The organism is Aureibacter tunicatorum (genome assembly GCF_036492635.1).
In the GTDB taxonomy this organism is placed as follows: domain Bacteria; phylum Bacteroidota; class Bacteroidia; order Cytophagales; family Cyclobacteriaceae; genus Aureibacter; species Aureibacter tunicatorum.
In genome coordinates, this window is sequence record NZ_AP025312.1 from 1 (window position 1) to 15,402 (window position 15,402).

At 34.5% G+C, this 15,402-nt stretch carries 15 protein-coding genes; 7 read left to right on the forward strand and 8 right to left on the reverse strand.

Annotated features, from left to right (window positions below):
• The first annotated feature begins 410 nt into the window (after positions 1–410).
• The 4 genes from AABK36_RS25250 (at position 411) to AABK36_RS25265 (ending at position 5,399) form a co-directional block, all read left to right on the forward strand.
• Positions 411–1,100, forward strand: coding sequence for a hypothetical protein (locus AABK36_RS25250; RefSeq protein WP_309943450.1), 690 nt, complete (start codon positions 411–413; stop codon positions 1,098–1,100).
• 96 nt (positions 1,101–1,196) lie between these two features.
• Entirely contained in the window at positions 1,197–1,829 is a 633-nt protein-coding gene (locus AABK36_RS25255) for an RNA polymerase sigma factor (protein WP_309943447.1), read from the forward strand.
• 7 nt (positions 1,830–1,836) lie between these two features.
• The gene (locus AABK36_RS25260) at positions 1,837–2,556 is read left to right on the forward strand and encodes a tetratricopeptide repeat protein (protein WP_309943444.1); all 720 of its coding nucleotides are present in this window, start codon (positions 1,837–1,839) and stop codon (positions 2,554–2,556) included.
• A 53-nt stretch (positions 2,557–2,609) separates the two neighbouring features.
• Entirely contained in the window at positions 2,610–5,399 is a 2,790-nt protein-coding gene (locus tag AABK36_RS25265) for a CHAT domain-containing protein (RefSeq protein WP_309943442.1), read from the forward strand.
• Between the two features lie 158 nt (positions 5,400–5,557).
• Here AABK36_RS25265 and AABK36_RS25270 read toward each other — a convergent pair whose 3' ends face one another.
• Genes AABK36_RS25270 through AABK36_RS25290 form a run of 5 tightly spaced genes read right to left on the reverse strand, consistent with a single transcriptional unit; the run spans position 5,558 to position 10,928 of the window.
• Positions 5,558–5,707, reverse strand: a complete 150-nt coding sequence (locus AABK36_RS25270) for a hypothetical protein (RefSeq protein ID WP_309943439.1) — start codon at positions 5,705–5,707, stop codon at positions 5,558–5,560.
• 25 nt (positions 5,708–5,732) lie between these two features.
• Positions 5,733–7,910: a peptidase domain-containing ABC transporter gene (locus AABK36_RS25275; RefSeq protein WP_309943437.1), complete on the reverse strand. Its 2,178-nt coding sequence runs from the start codon at positions 7,908–7,910 to the stop codon at positions 5,733–5,735.
• 28 nt (positions 7,911–7,938) lie between these two features.
• Positions 7,939–9,105: an HlyD family secretion protein gene (locus AABK36_RS25280; protein ID WP_309943435.1), complete on the reverse strand. Its 1,167-nt coding sequence runs from the start codon at positions 9,103–9,105 to the stop codon at positions 7,939–7,941.
• A gap of 21 nt (positions 9,106–9,126) precedes the next feature.
• Entirely contained in the window at positions 9,127–10,599 is a 1,473-nt protein-coding gene (locus AABK36_RS25285; protein ID WP_338390374.1) for a TolC family protein, read from the reverse strand.
• 5 nt (positions 10,600–10,604) lie between these two features.
• Positions 10,605–10,928: an HTH domain-containing protein gene (locus AABK36_RS25290; protein ID WP_309943463.1), complete on the reverse strand. Its 324-nt coding sequence runs from the start codon at positions 10,926–10,928 to the stop codon at positions 10,605–10,607.
• Positions 10,929–11,462: 534 nt separating this feature from the next.
• Here AABK36_RS25290 and AABK36_RS25295 point away from each other — a divergent pair.
• From AABK36_RS25295 to AABK36_RS25305, 3 genes are all read left to right on the forward strand, one after another.
• Positions 11,463–11,639: a hypothetical protein gene (locus AABK36_RS25295; RefSeq protein WP_309943459.1), complete on the forward strand. Its 177-nt coding sequence runs from the start codon at positions 11,463–11,465 to the stop codon at positions 11,637–11,639.
• 5 nt (positions 11,640–11,644) lie between these two features.
• A complete protein-coding gene (locus tag AABK36_RS25300; RefSeq protein ID WP_309943458.1) occupies positions 11,645–11,773 on the forward strand; it encodes a hypothetical protein in 129 nt (42 codons plus the stop codon).
• Positions 11,774–11,917: 144 nt separating this feature from the next.
• Positions 11,918–12,061, forward strand: coding sequence for a hypothetical protein (locus AABK36_RS25305; RefSeq protein WP_309943457.1), 144 nt, complete (start codon positions 11,918–11,920; stop codon positions 12,059–12,061).
• Between the two features lie 128 nt (positions 12,062–12,189).
• Here AABK36_RS25305 and AABK36_RS25310 read toward each other — a convergent pair whose 3' ends face one another.
• The 3 genes from AABK36_RS25310 to AABK36_RS25320 form a co-directional block, all read right to left on the reverse strand.
• On the reverse strand, positions 12,190–13,035 hold the full coding sequence (locus AABK36_RS25310; RefSeq protein ID WP_309943456.1) for a ParB/RepB/Spo0J family partition protein: 846 nt from the start codon (positions 13,033–13,035) through the stop codon (positions 12,190–12,192).
• Positions 13,028–13,789, reverse strand: a complete 762-nt coding sequence (locus tag AABK36_RS25315; protein ID WP_309943455.1) for a ParA family protein — start codon at positions 13,787–13,789, stop codon at positions 13,028–13,030. The genes AABK36_RS25310 and AABK36_RS25315 overlap by 8 nt, the downstream gene beginning before the upstream one ends.
• A gap of 150 nt (positions 13,790–13,939) precedes the next feature.
• Positions 13,940–15,151 carry a replication initiation protein gene (locus AABK36_RS25320; protein ID WP_309943453.1) on the reverse strand — a complete coding sequence of 404 codons (1,212 nt, stop codon included), beginning with the start codon at positions 15,149–15,151 and terminating at the stop codon, positions 13,940–13,942.
• Positions 15,152–15,402: the final 251 nt, after the last annotated feature.

A 15,402-nucleotide genomic window follows, 5' to 3' on the forward strand; every position in this document is an offset into this window, starting at 1 on the left:
AAACAATTAAAGTATTAAAACAACAAAACAACTAAAAAGTTATGTTATTTTTGTTTTAGTTTATGTTATTTTTGTTTTAGTTTATGTTATTTTAATATTTTAATATTAATTATTATTTTAAATAAATAATTAAAATATCATTATAACAAAATATTTTTTAAATTAAAACAATAATTAAAATACAATTTAAAAACACATTATTTATATTTGGATTTCACGTAATTTCATTTCCTATTTAAAAAATAATGTAATAGTCTTTTATTATAATTTATATAATAAAAATAAGACACTTATTTATAAAAATAAAAATCTTATTTTACTCTTTAGAAATAAAATTTTAAAAAACTGATTACAAAAAGTAAGGGCTATTCTACTAAGGGCGTATTTGAAAATATTAAATCAAAATCGTCATGAAAAAGGCTCTTACATTTTTTTTCGCTTCAATAATTTCTTTCTCATTTTTAAGCTGTTCTAATGACTTAGAGCAAGATATGGATATTATAAATACTCAAAGCAATAACATTTCTTATAAATTAGTTAGCAATGGGATGAAGCATATAATATATCCTACCAAATCAAATGATGTACAGGAAAGCAAAGAATCTCATGACTTTATTAATATGCTTGATGGCTTGAATATTTACCCTCATGGCATTGAAATAAATGATAAAGGCTTGGATTTCGAATCAAGTCTTTGGGGACAGAAATACACCGTTTCTTCTAAATCTTCCAGGAGTATGGGAGGTGCGGAAATTATTCTTAGTGGTATCAAATACAAAGGAGGCTTATATAAATCTAATGATATCGTTAGACCAATATACAATGGAAACCGTATTGAAGATATTCCTTCTGGGGAATATTATTTGCTAGATATGGCAGGCAATCAAATAGCAGAATTAGATAATGGAGTAATACCTGTTGAATCAATTATTTCTGATGGCTTATTTGGGAAATTTCAAATAAAATATCAGTTAGAAGATCCTAGCAAAGGTATCTGGTTATATACGCAAATTAATATTATATTAATTGAAGATAGGAACTCTTCAAGAGCAATGGGCGACAATGGAGATGATGATATCATAGTAGACTACAAACCTTAATTATTTGTAAATAATCAAATAAAAAATATTTCCTAATTTGATATTGGTGCTACAAAAATATAATTTTAGACTATTGTCTTTCAAAATGATTTTCAAATGGCTCTTAAATTATTCAGTAACAAAGAAAAAACGATTACTGATCTTAATATCATATCAAATATAATTACCGGTGAAAACTTGGATGCTACTATCAAGCAATTGTATCAAGAAACTTATGGAATGGTCGAAAATATGATCTTGAAAAACTTCGGAAGATCCGAAGATGCTGAAGATATATTTCAAGAATCGCTTATGGTACTTATGGATAATATCGAAAGTGGGAAATTTCAAGGAAACTCAACAGTAAAAACCTATTTATACTCTATATGTCGAAATATGTGGAGAGACTTATTGAAAAAAAGATCCAAATTCACTCTAATGGATTCATTTTTTGATAAAAACATTGAAGATGAAGAAAAAATTGACAGAATGATCACTTATTCTGAAAATGAACGAATATTTGAGCAAGCGGCATCAAGTTTAGGAACTTCCTGTTTTGAAATATTGAAGTCTTTCTATTTCGAGGAATTAAGCATTCCGGAGCTTTTAAAAAAGTATTCTGACAAATATACTAATGAGCAAGTGATCAGAAACAAAAAAAGCAAATGCCTCAAGGCTATGAGAAGTAAACTGGATAAATATCCGATGATTAAAGAAGCTTATAGAGATAATTTGAAAACATTACAATAACATTTTCATGCATAAGAATACAGACCTAATCATTAATTACCTGGATGATAACCTTGATGATGATGAACATCAAGAATTTAATCGATTAATATCTGAAGATCCGGATTTTCAACATGAATTAGAGCTTCAAAAAGGGCTTAAAAGAGGAATCAAAAGAGCTGCGAGAAGAGAAGCTATTAAAAATGTCCATGAATCCTTTGTTCATCAAAAAAAAGGAGGAGGAAAATTATGGACTATTAGTATTTCCATAGCCGCTTCCATCGCTTTTCTTTCCATTATTAGCTACAATGCAAGTCGAACTTTGGCTACATATTCTTTCATGAATGACGGATATGAGACATATCAATTTAGAAATGTGAGAGAATCCGACCTAAGCGGCAACGTATACATGCAGGCTTATCAACAGGAAAGTTGGAATGACGTAATTTCAATATATGAATCCAATCGATATGAGAATGAAGAATCCTTGTTAATGGCTGGAAATGCATATATGAAAATAGCTGATTTTAAAAATGCGGAAGCTCTATTATCCATAGGTCGACAATTAAATAATGACCTATTTAATCATCATTTTGAATGGCACTTGATGATTTGCTATTTTGAGATGGGTGAATATGGAAAGGCATATGAAATTCATGAAAAAATACAATCCGATAAAACCCATGTTTATCATGGAAATATGAGTTTTAAAAATTCTTTTATTTTAATAATGAAATATTTAATATAAAATTAGCTACATTAGTCTTTCGTGTTTGAATAGATTTCACATTCTTTCATATCATGATTGACAAAGGCACAATATATTTTTCATTATTACTCATTTTTTGCTTATTAAGCTTTTGCAATGCCAAGTGCATAGCTGAAAATGATGACTTTTATAAACTATATAACTCTAGAAAATACGATGAACTTAGAGGCTTGATAAGTCGTACGCTAGATAATCCAAAGATATCTACGAAGAAAAAAGCGATTACGAATTTTTATGATATAAGACTTAAGGTAATTGATGGTGTTAATCTAGACACTTTAAACAACCTATCTATCAATAACTTAGAGTGGTCAATTAAGCACAATTCAGGAGCTAATGCTATCTGCAAAAATGCTTATAATACTGCAGAGATTCATTATAGAAGGTATCAAGCTGATTCGGCAATTTTATTCCTTAATGTAGCCAAACAATATATAGATGGCGTCCAGGAGCATTGGTTCAAAAAAAAATATTATAACCTTCTCTTTGCCATATACTATCAAAAAGGCGAAATGCACTCAGCCTTGAACTACATTAATAAGGCTATAGATAATGCTGAAAAGGAAGGAAACACACCCGAATCCATGATCTCTCTGTGGCATAATAAAAGTGCTTTATTACTAACCTTGAAAGAGAACAAAGAACTCAATAAAGTTCAAAAAATATTATTGGACAATGCGATTCATCTTCCCGATTATAAAACTCATGGATACAGCAAGCATTGGCTTTATAAAAATATAGCTTGGAATATAGCTCATCAAGGGAACATTGATAGCGCGATATATTTATTAAAAAAATCAAAAGATTATATCAAAGCTGAAAAACAAGAGGATTATATCAATATGCTCAGCACTTATAATTCGCTTGCTAGTTATTATGAAAAATTAGGTGAACATCAGCTATTTGAAAAATCTTGTCAACAGATGTTGTCAATCATAGGAAGGAGTGATAATAAAAAATTTCTTAAATATTATCATGACGCTATCATGGGAATCGCAAGGTCAAACCTTCAAAAAAACAACCCTAATGGCACTATCATACAGCTTGATTCATTGGAAGATATACTATTCAGAAGATTTATGATCGATGAGAATGAATTCCATATTCTTTCTGATATATATTCTCTTAGAGCCAAAGCCAAACAAAATAAATATCTACGCTCAAAAAGCGTAACGGATTTACTAGAGTGCAAATCCGATATTCTAATAGCCGTTCAATATGCTATCCGAAAGAAAAAGCAATTATACACTTCGAAAGACAAGCTAAACTATCTTAGCAGATACTACGACCTGTTTGAGCTAGCTCTTTCTATCATGCATGAAATCCATCAGATAGCTCCTGATAATGAAGAGAACATGCTTTCAGCTTTGATGGTGATGGATCAAATACATTCAGCTGTATTGGAAGATCATACAGACTTAAGATTTGACAAGCCTGAAATAATTAGAAATAAAGAAGACAGCTTATTAAAAGCTAGGGCATATTATTTATATGACACTCTTCAAGAAGGTTACTCTCGTCAGGTTCAAGATATTAACATCCAGTTGCATCAACTAAATGCAAACTTCAATGTAGTAGCCTGGGAGCATATTGCGTTAAAAGAATTTAAAAAGGATATTCAAAAAAAATTAAATCAAAATGAAGCTGCTTACTTGACATTTTTTACAGGAAAAGATCATATCTATGCGCAATTTATAACTGAAGACAAGCACGTTTTTTTTAAAGTAGATGGCAATAGTCAAGTATTTGATAATATCAATCAGTTATCAAAAGTTCTTTATACCAAAGAACAAAAGCATGGATTCAAAGGAGATAGCATATCCTATAAAATTTATCAATCGCTATTAAATCCACTTGAGAAAGATATTGAAGATATTGAAAATCTAGTGATTTCCCCTTCAGGAAAACTCTATTATATACCCTTCGATATCTTGGTTAGCAAGTTTACTGAAGATAATAATCCATTATACTTAGCTCAAACTCATAATATTCAGTACGCTTTCTCACTTAAATCTTTTATGAATAAAAAAGCGAATTCTAAAAAAAAGTACACGCACAATATATTAGCGATGGCTCCTTTTGTAGATCAATGGAGCAGATCTCTGCCCTCTCAAAGCAAACTCGATTACTCTATCGAGTCATTGAAGCTTCCTTTTTCAAGAAGAGAAGTTTCAAGTATTTCTTCAGCTCCTTTACTAGCTGAAAACGCAACCAAATCCTATTTCATGGATTATGCTGATAGCAGCAAAATCATACACTTGGCCACACACGCTAAAGTGAACCCCGAAACGCCTACAAATTCTTATATTCTTTTCTACCCGAATAAAGGTCTATCTTCCAATAACAAGCTATATACTGAAGAGATCAAAGCGATGAATTTAAGCAATGTGAAGATGGCCACACTCACTGCTTGCCAAACGGGAAATGGGAAATTGCTTATGGGAGAAGGGGTTATGAGTTTGGCAAGATCATTTGCCTATGCAGGAGTCCCTTGTTTGCTCATGACTCTATGGAATGCCGACGACGAATCCACTTCTTATATTGTCAGCAACTTTTACGATTATCTCAAACAAGGCTATTCTAAAAGCGAATCTTTGTTTTTAGCGAAAAAAGATTTTAGAGAAAATGACGATTTCAGACTAATTAATAAGAATCCATTTTATTGGGCTAATATTCAACTATTAGGAGATAGCGAACCACTGTTCGAAAGAAAAAGGTCTTTCAATTCACGTTCATTTGTAATTTGTATTTTTACAACAATACTGTTGGTCTTATTTATTTATGTGTTTAGTAAATACCGCAAAGTGATATTGAGAAAATAGAGGCATTTATTCATAAGTAGCTTTATGTTAAATATGTTTTTGAAGAAAAATGCCTCCCGAGAATTATAACCTCTTAAACATCAAAATATAAATTTTCTAATATAAAAGTCGTGTTCAAATTAAGAACACGACTTCAATTTTCAATATGAAAGATAATACTATTTCTCTCCCATAAAATATTCTCTCAATGCTTGTTGAGCTTTTGCTCCATATATTATCGCTTGGGTAGCTACTTGTCTTCCAATATACCCACCATCAATCATTCCTCCATCGATCATTACTTGCTCTTTGTGATTTAAATCTTTCATGTTAATATATTTTATTGATAAAAAATTAATTCATTGACATCATATTCTCCATCATAGGGAATTGTTGCTTCCATAATTCACAGTATTTTCCATTGGACAACATCAAATCATCATGGCTTCCTTCTTCCAATAACTGTCCTTTTTCTAATACACATATCTTATCTGCATTATGTATGGTAGCTAGTCTATGCGCTATGACGATAATGGTCTTGTTTTCTTTCTTAAGCTTATTGATGGCATTTTGCACATATACTTCGGAAGCCGAATCCAAGGATGATGTAGCTTCATCCAGTATCAATACTTCAGGTTGTTTATAAAGTGCTCTAGCGATAGCAATGCGTTGCTTTTGTCCTCCGGAAAGAGATGCTCCATTTTCTCCCAAGTGTGTATTGAACCCATCAGGCAATGTCTCTATGAATTCCATAATCCCAATCGTCTTGCATATATCGATAATGCGTTGAACATCAGGATTAAATTCTCCCACAGCGATATTCTCAATCACATTTCCGGAGAAAAGGTCAATGTTTTGAGGCACAACAGCGACTAACTTTCTCAAGCTTTCATTCGATACGTATTTCAAATTGTGATCTCCTATTGATATATTCCCGGATTCTATCGGATATATGTTTTGCAAAAGATGAATCAATGTAGATTTTCCCGATCCACTTTCACCCACCAATGCAGTCATTTGCCCTTTCTTAATATTCAATGAAAAGTCATCAAATACGTTAGCTCTGGAACCATATCTAAATTTGATATTTTTCAATGAAATGTCTCCTATCATTTCTGGCTTAAGATCGAATTTTTCTCCCATTTCCTCTCGTTCCAAATCCATCAATTCGAAAAGCCTCTCAGCTGCGATATTGGCATCTTGGATAGACTTATTCATTCCAATCAAAGAGTTAACCGGACCTGTAAGATATCCAATCAAAGCATAGAAGGAAAGTAATTCACCCGCTGTAATATCTCCATCTAAAACGAATGTCGCTCCCGTCCATAACAAAATTATCGTGAATAAAGTAGCTATGAATTCTGATGAGTTACTTGAAAATATCGTAGTCTTAGTCGACTTGAAAACCGATTGAAGCAATTTGACAAACCTGCTTTCAGTCTTCAGATTCGCGAATTCTTCCAAGCCAAATCTTTTGATCGTGCCGACAGAATTAATAGACTCCACAAGTTGAGACTCCAGTTCAGCTGCGTTTTCCATTATTCCGCGTTGAGTCTTCTTATTAAGCTTATTTGTCAAAGCGTAAATTCCCGCGTATATCGGAAGTATGGCCATCATGATCAAAGCCAATTTCCAACTATAAATAAACATCAACGTAAATGAAAAAGCCACAATCAATACATTTACAATCAGATTAATCGACACATCGTTGATGAAGGTTCGTATTTTGATAGCATCATTGATCCTAGAAATAATCTCACCCGTACGCATAGTGTCAAAAAACCTTTGAGGCAATTTCAACAAATGCTTATAATAGCCTAATATCAATCTAGCGTCTATTTGCTGGCCTGTCTTGATAGTAAAATAGCTTTGAGCCGATCCCAAAAATACTCTAAACAAAAGAATAGCAATCATTCCCACACTCATGATGTTGAGCAGGTTCTTATTGCCTCCCACCAATACATAATCGATAATCTTCTGCACATAAATAGAGGTTGAAAGTCCCAACACGGTATAAATCAATGCTCCAACTAGCGCTTGAGTCATAACTGACCGATGAGGCTTTACTAAAAACCAAAACCTCTTAATCATCGATACTTGGTGATTGCCTGTTTCGAACTCATCATTAGGAGATATCAATATCAAAACTTTTGTCCAAAGCTCATCAAATTCCTCATGCGAATACTTATGAATTTGACCATCTCCCGGATCCATTACTTTGATATGCTTTTCATTAGCTTCGTAGATAACGACAAAGTGGTGCAACACCTCATTGACAATCACATGAGCCACTGTGGGATGCGGTACATCGTACAAATTTTCAATACCATTAGCTCTTACACCTTTGGCATCAAATCCAAGCTTGTTAGCCGCCTCTATCATTCCCAAGATATTGGTTCCTTTCTTATCCGTCGAAGCCATCTGCCTAATCTTGGCGATAGGAAGTTTCAATTTGTAATGCGCTGAAATTGAAGCCAAACAAGCCGCTCCGCAGTCAGTGATATCGTGTTGTTTTATCTTTATAGAACTCATCTTAATTTTCTTTTTTCAACTCCAAAAATTAACCTCTGGAAGGGTTCATCCAATCATCCACTTTGTCAAATAAAAGCTGAAACAAGCTTCTCTCTGTAATCACAAATCTGGCATTCATCGTCATTCCTTTTTTGACATGTCCCTCATATCCATTTTTCAGTGTCAGCTTTTCTTCGTTCATCTCACAATGAACTTTAAACAATGGCGTATTATCCCGTATAGTTACATCATTATATATCGCCTTGATATTCCCTTTTAGCGTTCCCCATTGATTATAATCAAATGCATCCACTTGCATAATCACCTCATCGCCGATCTTGATCATGCCTATATCCGATGGAGAAACATAACATTCCACAAGCAATGAAGACTCTGGAGACAATTCGGCGATTTGTTGGTTGGACATCAATATGCTCCCTTCAAATATTCCCGTCAAGCCTTGCACTGTACCTGAATGAGGCGCTTTGATTTGATAAAACTCAAGCTCTTTTTCAAACTCCTGCTCTTGGCTTGCCAATTGGTCAAGCTCTTGTTCATACTTTTCTTTATCGCTTGCCCACTTGCTAAACTGCTGATTCCATAAAATCTTTTCTTTGGCCAATAAGGTATTTCGCTTCATTTTGCTTTCCTGAAAATTAACCTGAGGAATGACTTTCTGAGCATACAAAATACTATCTCTCAAAAAATCTTGATTGGCCTTGGCTTTCTGATGATCATACTCTAATTGCTGTCTTTGAAGCAAGCTCCATTCTTGATTGTAAACAACGGTTTTAATCTTATCAACCAATTTCCCATGAATTTCCAAATCAATCAATATTCGCAAGTCCGAAAGCAAATTACCTACTTCACTCTGTCTTTGCTTATTGAACTTAAGCTTGTTTCTAAGCTTTGAATCGTCTATAGAAATCAACAAGTCACCTTCTTTTACTTTTTGATTATCAGATATATATATCTTGTCTATTTTACCGGAAACCATAGACACTAAATTTACTTTCTCTCCATGAGGCCTAACAATTCCCCTACTCTGAACTGTTACATTCACATAAATGAGAGGAAGGCAAATGATGATTGCCAACAAAGCAACAACAATTGATATGTATATAGCCTGGCTCTTTTTGGAAAGCGTTGATATATGATAGGAAGATGTGTGCTTGACAATCTCTACCGGGAATATGTCTTTCTCTTTATTTTCCATTTTGTTTGCTTGTTAAGAGACCTATAAAATGATCTCATGTGTCATGTAAAAGTCAAGAATTTTTCTCTTGAAAATATAATTGTACTTGGATTGTATCAGGTTGGAATTAGCTATAAACACTTTCTGCTGAGCGACTTGAAAATCGACAAAACTCCCCTTGCCATTGTTGAACAGTTTTTGAGCCATATCCATATTATACTGAGAAGAGCTTAACTCTTGTTTGGCTGACTGATGCGCTTTATGCGCCGCTTTAGCGTCAAGGTAAGCTTGCTTCAAGACATTTCTTAATGTGATTTCCACCTTTTGCCTTTCCACTTCCAGCTTATCGGTAGCGATCTTGCTTTTTTGACTCTGAGCCTTATTTTTAAACCCATTGAAAATAGGAATATTGACTCTCAAGTTTACATTTTGATACATGTTATCATTCCACTGCTTGCCTAAAGAATATCCATCCTTGATTTCATATTCATCAGTCTCATAAGGCAAAGAATAAACAACCTGCTCCGGATTAGATTCTAAAAAGCCTATAGGTGAAGGATCCATTGTAATCTTATTTCCCGTAGCCACTTGGCGAATTGTATTTTGAGCTGAAGAGTAATTAGTTACATTTTCCGCATTCAAAGACACTTTAGGCAAAAATAAGCCTTTCATTTTCTTTTGACCATAAATAGAGCTTTCAATGTCGACCTCCGATTGCTTGACTTCCAAACTTGTCTTATATGCCAGATCCATGATGTAATCAAATGATTCCACATCCAAAGTACCTATTTGTTCTTCTATCAACTTCGGAGATATTATCGTCAAATGCCTCTCATCTGGAAAAAACATTTCCTGTTTAAGTTTCAAAAGAGCCATTTCCAAATCCGATTCCGCTCGTATGACATCCAGTTCTTGCGAAGCTCTTTGCGCCTTAAGTTTGTACATCTCGCTTTCAGCTTCCAAACCTGCATCAATAAGCACTCTTGTCTGCTTCATTTGGTCTGTTGTAATCTTAAGTATTGATTTAGCGCTTTCGGACAGCTCTTCTTTTAGCAAGACATCCAAGTATCCCATCAACACATTCAATTGTATTCGTTCCTTTGCAATATTAAGCCCTATGCTTGCCGACTCCACTCTAAGTTCACTTTCTTTTATTCCATTCTTTATAGCTCCACCGTTATATAACATTAAACTAAAATAAAGTCCCAAACTATTGCTTGAATAATTGGTAAATGCGAAAGCATTGGTTGTGGGATCTATAGATCTGCCAAATTGGAATCCTTGAAAAAAAGATGATTGCAATTCAGGAAGCCTTTCACCCTTCGAATGCATAAGATCTCTCTGTCGATCTTCCATATGCAAATAATTTAGCCTTATATCCGGATTATTTTGCAAGGCATAAGATATGCATTGCTCCAAATCATATCCAGACACTGTATCCTTGACAATCGCCCTCCCTTTTTCAATCCATGCGAACATCAACACAGCCACAATCACTATTATTTTATTCATCATCGATATCAGCTGAAATTGAAAAATATATGCCCCGCATTCGCAAATGATCGAAGAGTCGATCCGCCATTGATATGATACATATCTGTGGCACTCATTTCTTTAGGCATAAAACTGAATTTGAAGTTTCCTTCTCTTTCATACATATAGCTTTTTCTATAATTGCAATATTTGATCGGAGCTCCCAAATCCTTCATATCATTGATGATTTCATAAATCATCCTTTTTGATACCCCCACTTTGTCAGCCAAATGTTGCGGCTGGCCTGTAGATTTCATTTTGATAAGCATATCGATTCTCTCGATACGATTTAAATATTTGATCACTGACATAATGGTAAAAAATCTTGTTACGGAAAGTAGTAGATCGAATCAAAAAATTGTAACCATTTATTTTCAGATCATTTCATTTTCTTAAAAGAATCTTTCTTCCCATATCAATACAACTGTCTATATAAACATTAAAAATTTGAAAAATTTCGAAAAGAATTCAGTAGTGCAATCACGTTTCACTCGCTTGAAGGATATTCGAATCGAAGCTGGAAAACGACCCAGATAGACATTGAAAATCTGAAATAATTTAGAAAAAAATCAACAGTGCAATCACGTTTCACTTGCTTGAAAGATATTCGAATCGAAACTCAGACAATCGTCAATAATATTAATAATTATAATTTATTATCATGAAAAATTTATCATTCAAAGAACTTAATGATTTAAACGGAGGAATTGTAGAAGGCGGATGTGTAATCATATGTCCATTTCCTAAACCTCCTATTGGCTTTCCAAGACCTATACCAATGCCATTGCCAATAGAACCAATACTATTCTAATCAAAACATTTACTCACACTATAAAATCATAATAATGAAAGATCTAAACAACAATGAACTAAACGATATCAACGGTGGCGGATGGATTGGAGCAATGATCGGTGGAGCTGCCGGCGCATTAGTAGGCGCAATAGGAGGACCTGCTGGAAGTGTAGGTGGAGCTATAGGCGGAGCAGCTATTGGACATCAAATCGAAGAAATGTTATTCTAATCAATATGGAAAATCTAAGCAATACTGAGCTATCTCAACTGAATGGAGGAGTAGCTCCAGGTGGATGCATTATCTACCCTAAGCCAATCAAAGATATTATCATCATCTGTTTCCCTCAACCTGCTGAATTTTAATAAAATGAACAACTTAACAATAGAAGAAACGCAAAGCACAAATGGCGGTGTAAGCCCTGGATTCCTAGTTGCATTAGGTCCACTTATTCTATCTCAAATTCCTTATATAATCAAATAAATTTTCAAAAATAAATCAAAAGAAAAATGACAAGTTTAAACGCAACTGAAATCAAAGAAATCAATGGTGGAGTAGCTCCAGGCGGATGCATAGTATTGCCTTTTCCAATAGGACCTATTTGCCCACTTCCTATGCCTTTGCCAATATACCCAATACCGGTATTGCTTTAATAGCAAAAGCATTTGACAATAAGATTTAATTCTTCTTCAAATAAGCAAACTCATGCACTTGGGTTTGCTTGTTGATGTTATACTGAAATAAACTATACTTGAAAAACCTCAAGTCGTGTCAGTGTTATTTATGAATCAAAAACTAGCTCGCAAGTCTCCGATATTAACTTTCTAACTTGACCTCGAGTCATCCCTGCTTTCATCATCTTTTTCACGCTAAGCTCTAACTCCGCCTTGATCAATGCTAATTCTTTAGTCTTGTCAGGTGACTTCTTTCTCTCTTTCACTTGCTGTTCAAACTGATCAAAGTCATTCATATTTGATCTACCAAAAGCGCTCAGAGTTCCTTTCGGAATTTTTTTCTCTCCTGACAACACTTTGCCTTTCAATCCATCAGCTAGCTTATCTATGCCTTTAGCCAATGCGATATCATTCTTAACAGTCCTTTCCGAACGACCTGTTTCCTCCGCTAATTGCTGATAAGCATTTGCCTTTTGATCAATGGGCAAAATTTGCCCATTGAAATTTGTAGACTTTCGATCGCCTCCTTTTCCTGTCTTAATCAACTCATATTTTCTTTCTATAAGCAAAGCTCTTTGGATATCGGTCAGGTTTCTTCTTCCTAATTGATTATTGATCATCCACTCTCTCACTTCTTCTATAGAATTAAAAGAAAGCATCTTAACAGTCCACTTAACCGAATCTCTGCCTAACTCCTCAATGCATCTATAGCGATTATGTCCATCCACCAAGATATACTCTTCACCTCTTTCCCAAAGAAGCAAAGGCTCCCTGACTCCTTCTTTCTCAATATTAGTCTTCAGCTGTTCATACTCTTCGCCTCCCAAGGGTGGAATCAAATCCCTTAACTCATCCAGAACTAAAATACTATTCTTGATTTCTGTCAAAGCAGATAATTCTGAACTTTGAGAACGACTTGTCCTGACGATGCTTCCTCCAAACTTCTTAGCCATTGACTACCTCCTTTTGCAAAATCTCCTTAGCTAATGCCTCATAATCTTCCGCTCCATAGCTTTTAGGCGCATGAGCAAACACATCCTTCCCTTCGAAAGAAGCTTCCTGCAAAGCAACATTTCTTCTTATCACAGTCTCAAAAACAGGCAAGTCGTCAAATGTCTCGCTAACCAACTGCTGAACATACTTCTGTATCGCCAGCCTGTTATCCACCATCGTAAAAAGTATCCCCTCGATCTTCAAATCTTCATTCATGTCATGCTGAGCATCCTTAATCAACTCAAACATCCTATCAAGCCCGGAACTTGCAAATTTAGTTGGTTCCACAGCCACTATGACACTATCAGAAGCTATGATGGCATTCTGAGACAAAATATTCAAGCTTGGAGGACAATCGATAATCACATAATCATATTCATTTCGAACAGGCGCAAGCGCTCTTTTTAGTCGAGCGATTCCTGACATCACATTCACCAATGAAGACTCCGCTTCTATCAAGTCAATGCCAGATGGCACCAAAAACAAACCTTCGTCCACAACCTGGACAGGTAGCAGTTTTCCATCCACAAGCGCATTTATCAATTGATCCGACGGGTTTTCAAATCCAAAATTCTGAGAAAGATTTCCCTGCGGATCTATATCTATCATCAACACTTTATGTCCACTCAAAGCCAATGCCTTGGACAAGTTAACAGCTGTCGTGGTTTTGCCCACACCTCCCTTATGATTGATTATCGAAATTACCTTTTTCATCTTTCCAGATTTTCTATGAAATTATCGTTGGACATACTCAAAAAATTAATCCGCTGAAAGTTATCAATGATTTTATGATTTAAAAAAAATAAGCGATACGATCCTTCTAAAAACTTCATAATATTTGCTGTATACCCACTCATATATTTTTTAAAATGGTTCCTCACCACCTCCTTGTTCAATAGACTTGTTGTCTTCCCACCATGCATCAATATCAAGCCATTTTCGATCTTCAGAAGTTCCATAATTTCGAATGAGAAAAGTTCCATAAAAATTCCAACATTTTTGCGAAGCTTTATCGCGTAGCTCTATCAACTCTTGTAATGATTTTCGTTCTTCCAAATTGCCATGCTCCTGAACCCAATCCACATACTTTTTCTTAAATTCCATTCCAAAATTAGTTACGTATTCTTTTCGAATGTCCAAGTAGTATTGATTATATAATTCAGACTTCACAGAAGCTCTTTGCTCCTCCAATTTCTTCCTTTCTATTCGAGCCAAACGAGCGATTTCCTCCTCTCTAGTTTCACTGTTCTTTTCCAATCCATCACTCTTTTCCTGCATAGGAATCATTTCTTCCATGCCCCTTACAGCTTCATTAATATGATAACCGCTCTTTATTTGCATTTCTATAGGCATTCCAAGCATTTTCTCATTAAACCCACTGTTTGTGTTGGGAGAAATCAAAAACACGATATCGGTGATTCTACGACCTGTCTTTAACACTTCATAAGCTACATGTATGTCCGAATACTCATTGATTTCTTTCAAGCTCTTCTCTATGACTTCTCTACGCAAGTCTTGCCATCGCTTATGCTTATGTTCTAAATTGAGCAACATTCTAAACCGGTCAACACTAATCTCCCTTTTTCCAATCTTCAAATACTGTCTGCATATCTCATAGATTCTAAATGAAAAATTGGTTTTAAAATTATTGACATACTTAAGCACATATTGAGTATAGTTATCTCGAAGATTCAACAAATATGGCTTGGCAGCGTCATTGAACCTGAACTTTATAAATGGAGCCCCGTCCTGCCCTTCCGATGTGCTCACAAAGTTTATTTTTTTCCACCGCCCGTCACTTCTCTCTATTTCTATTCTCAAATCCATCAATTCCGAAGCAGCTTCTTTCACTTTTTTGTAATCATAACCCTGAAGAACTTGATCTCCTTTTCCCAAAATCAATCTCACTGGAATCTGAATATCCATGAATTCAGTATCCTCAGGTTTTATCATAGCCATCGCAAACACAAGAATCTTTTGCGCATTAATCGAAATATTAGATTGTTTTGAATTAATGTATTTATTGGACTTGATAATCTTATAATCCAGCATATTGGGAGAGAGAATTAACGTCATGTATTTACAATCATATAACAAAAATAGTTCTTAATTGTAAATATAGCATTCTCACGTTAATTTACCCACCTTTAGAGGAGTTCTATACGATCTTACGTTAAAAACAACCACCTTTCACGTTAATTTACCCACCTTTCACGTTAATTCACCCACCTTTCACGTTAATTTACCCACCTTTTATGATACGATTGTTATTTTTAATATATATAAAAAACTTATAATCAGATAATTACACCCTCTTAAAACATTTA

Excerpts from the sequence above, each read along its gene's own strand:
- AABK36_RS25285 (WP_338390374.1), bottom strand. The coding sequence starts at position 10,599 with ATGATGAATAAAATAATAGTGATTGTGGCTGTGTTGATGTTCGCATGG.
- AABK36_RS25295 (WP_309943459.1), top strand. The coding sequence starts at position 11,463 with ATGAAAGATCTAAACAACAATGAACTAAACGATATCAACGGTGGCGGA.
- AABK36_RS25300 (WP_309943458.1), top strand. The coding sequence starts at position 11,645 with ATGGAAAATCTAAGCAATACTGAGCTATCTCAACTGAATGGAGGAGTA.
- AABK36_RS25310 (WP_309943456.1), bottom strand. The coding sequence starts at position 13,035 with ATGGCTAAGAAGTTTGGAGGAAGCATCGTCAGGACAAGTCGTTCTCAA.
- AABK36_RS25305 (WP_309943457.1), top strand. The coding sequence starts at position 11,918 with ATGACAAGTTTAAACGCAACTGAAATCAAAGAAATCAATGGTGGAGTA.
- AABK36_RS25265 (WP_309943442.1), top strand. The coding sequence starts at position 2,610 with ATGATTGACAAAGGCACAATATATTTTTCATTATTACTCATTTTTTGC.
- AABK36_RS25250 (WP_309943450.1), top strand. The coding sequence starts at position 411 with ATGAAAAAGGCTCTTACATTTTTTTTCGCTTCAATAATTTCTTTCTCA.
- AABK36_RS25255 (WP_309943447.1), top strand. The coding sequence starts at position 1,197 with ATGGCTCTTAAATTATTCAGTAACAAAGAAAAAACGATTACTGATCTT.
- AABK36_RS25270 (WP_309943439.1), bottom strand. The coding sequence starts at position 5,707 with ATGAAAGATTTAAATCACAAAGAGCAAGTAATGATCGATGGAGGAATG.
- AABK36_RS25260 (WP_309943444.1), top strand. The coding sequence starts at position 1,837 with ATGCATAAGAATACAGACCTAATCATTAATTACCTGGATGATAACCTT.
- AABK36_RS25275 (WP_309943437.1), bottom strand. The coding sequence starts at position 7,910 with ATGAGTTCTATAAAGATAAAACAACACGATATCACTGACTGCGGAGCG.
- AABK36_RS25280 (WP_309943435.1), bottom strand. The coding sequence starts at position 9,105 with ATGGAAAATAAAGAGAAAGACATATTCCCGGTAGAGATTGTCAAGCAC.
- AABK36_RS25315 (WP_309943455.1), bottom strand. The coding sequence starts at position 13,789 with ATGAAAAAGGTAATTTCGATAATCAATCATAAGGGAGGTGTGGGCAAA.
- AABK36_RS25290 (WP_309943463.1), bottom strand. The coding sequence starts at position 10,928 with ATGTCAGTGATCAAATATTTAAATCGTATCGAGAGAATCGATATGCTT.
- AABK36_RS25320 (WP_309943453.1), bottom strand. The coding sequence starts at position 15,151 with ATGACGTTAATTCTCTCTCCCAATATGCTGGATTATAAGATTATCAAG.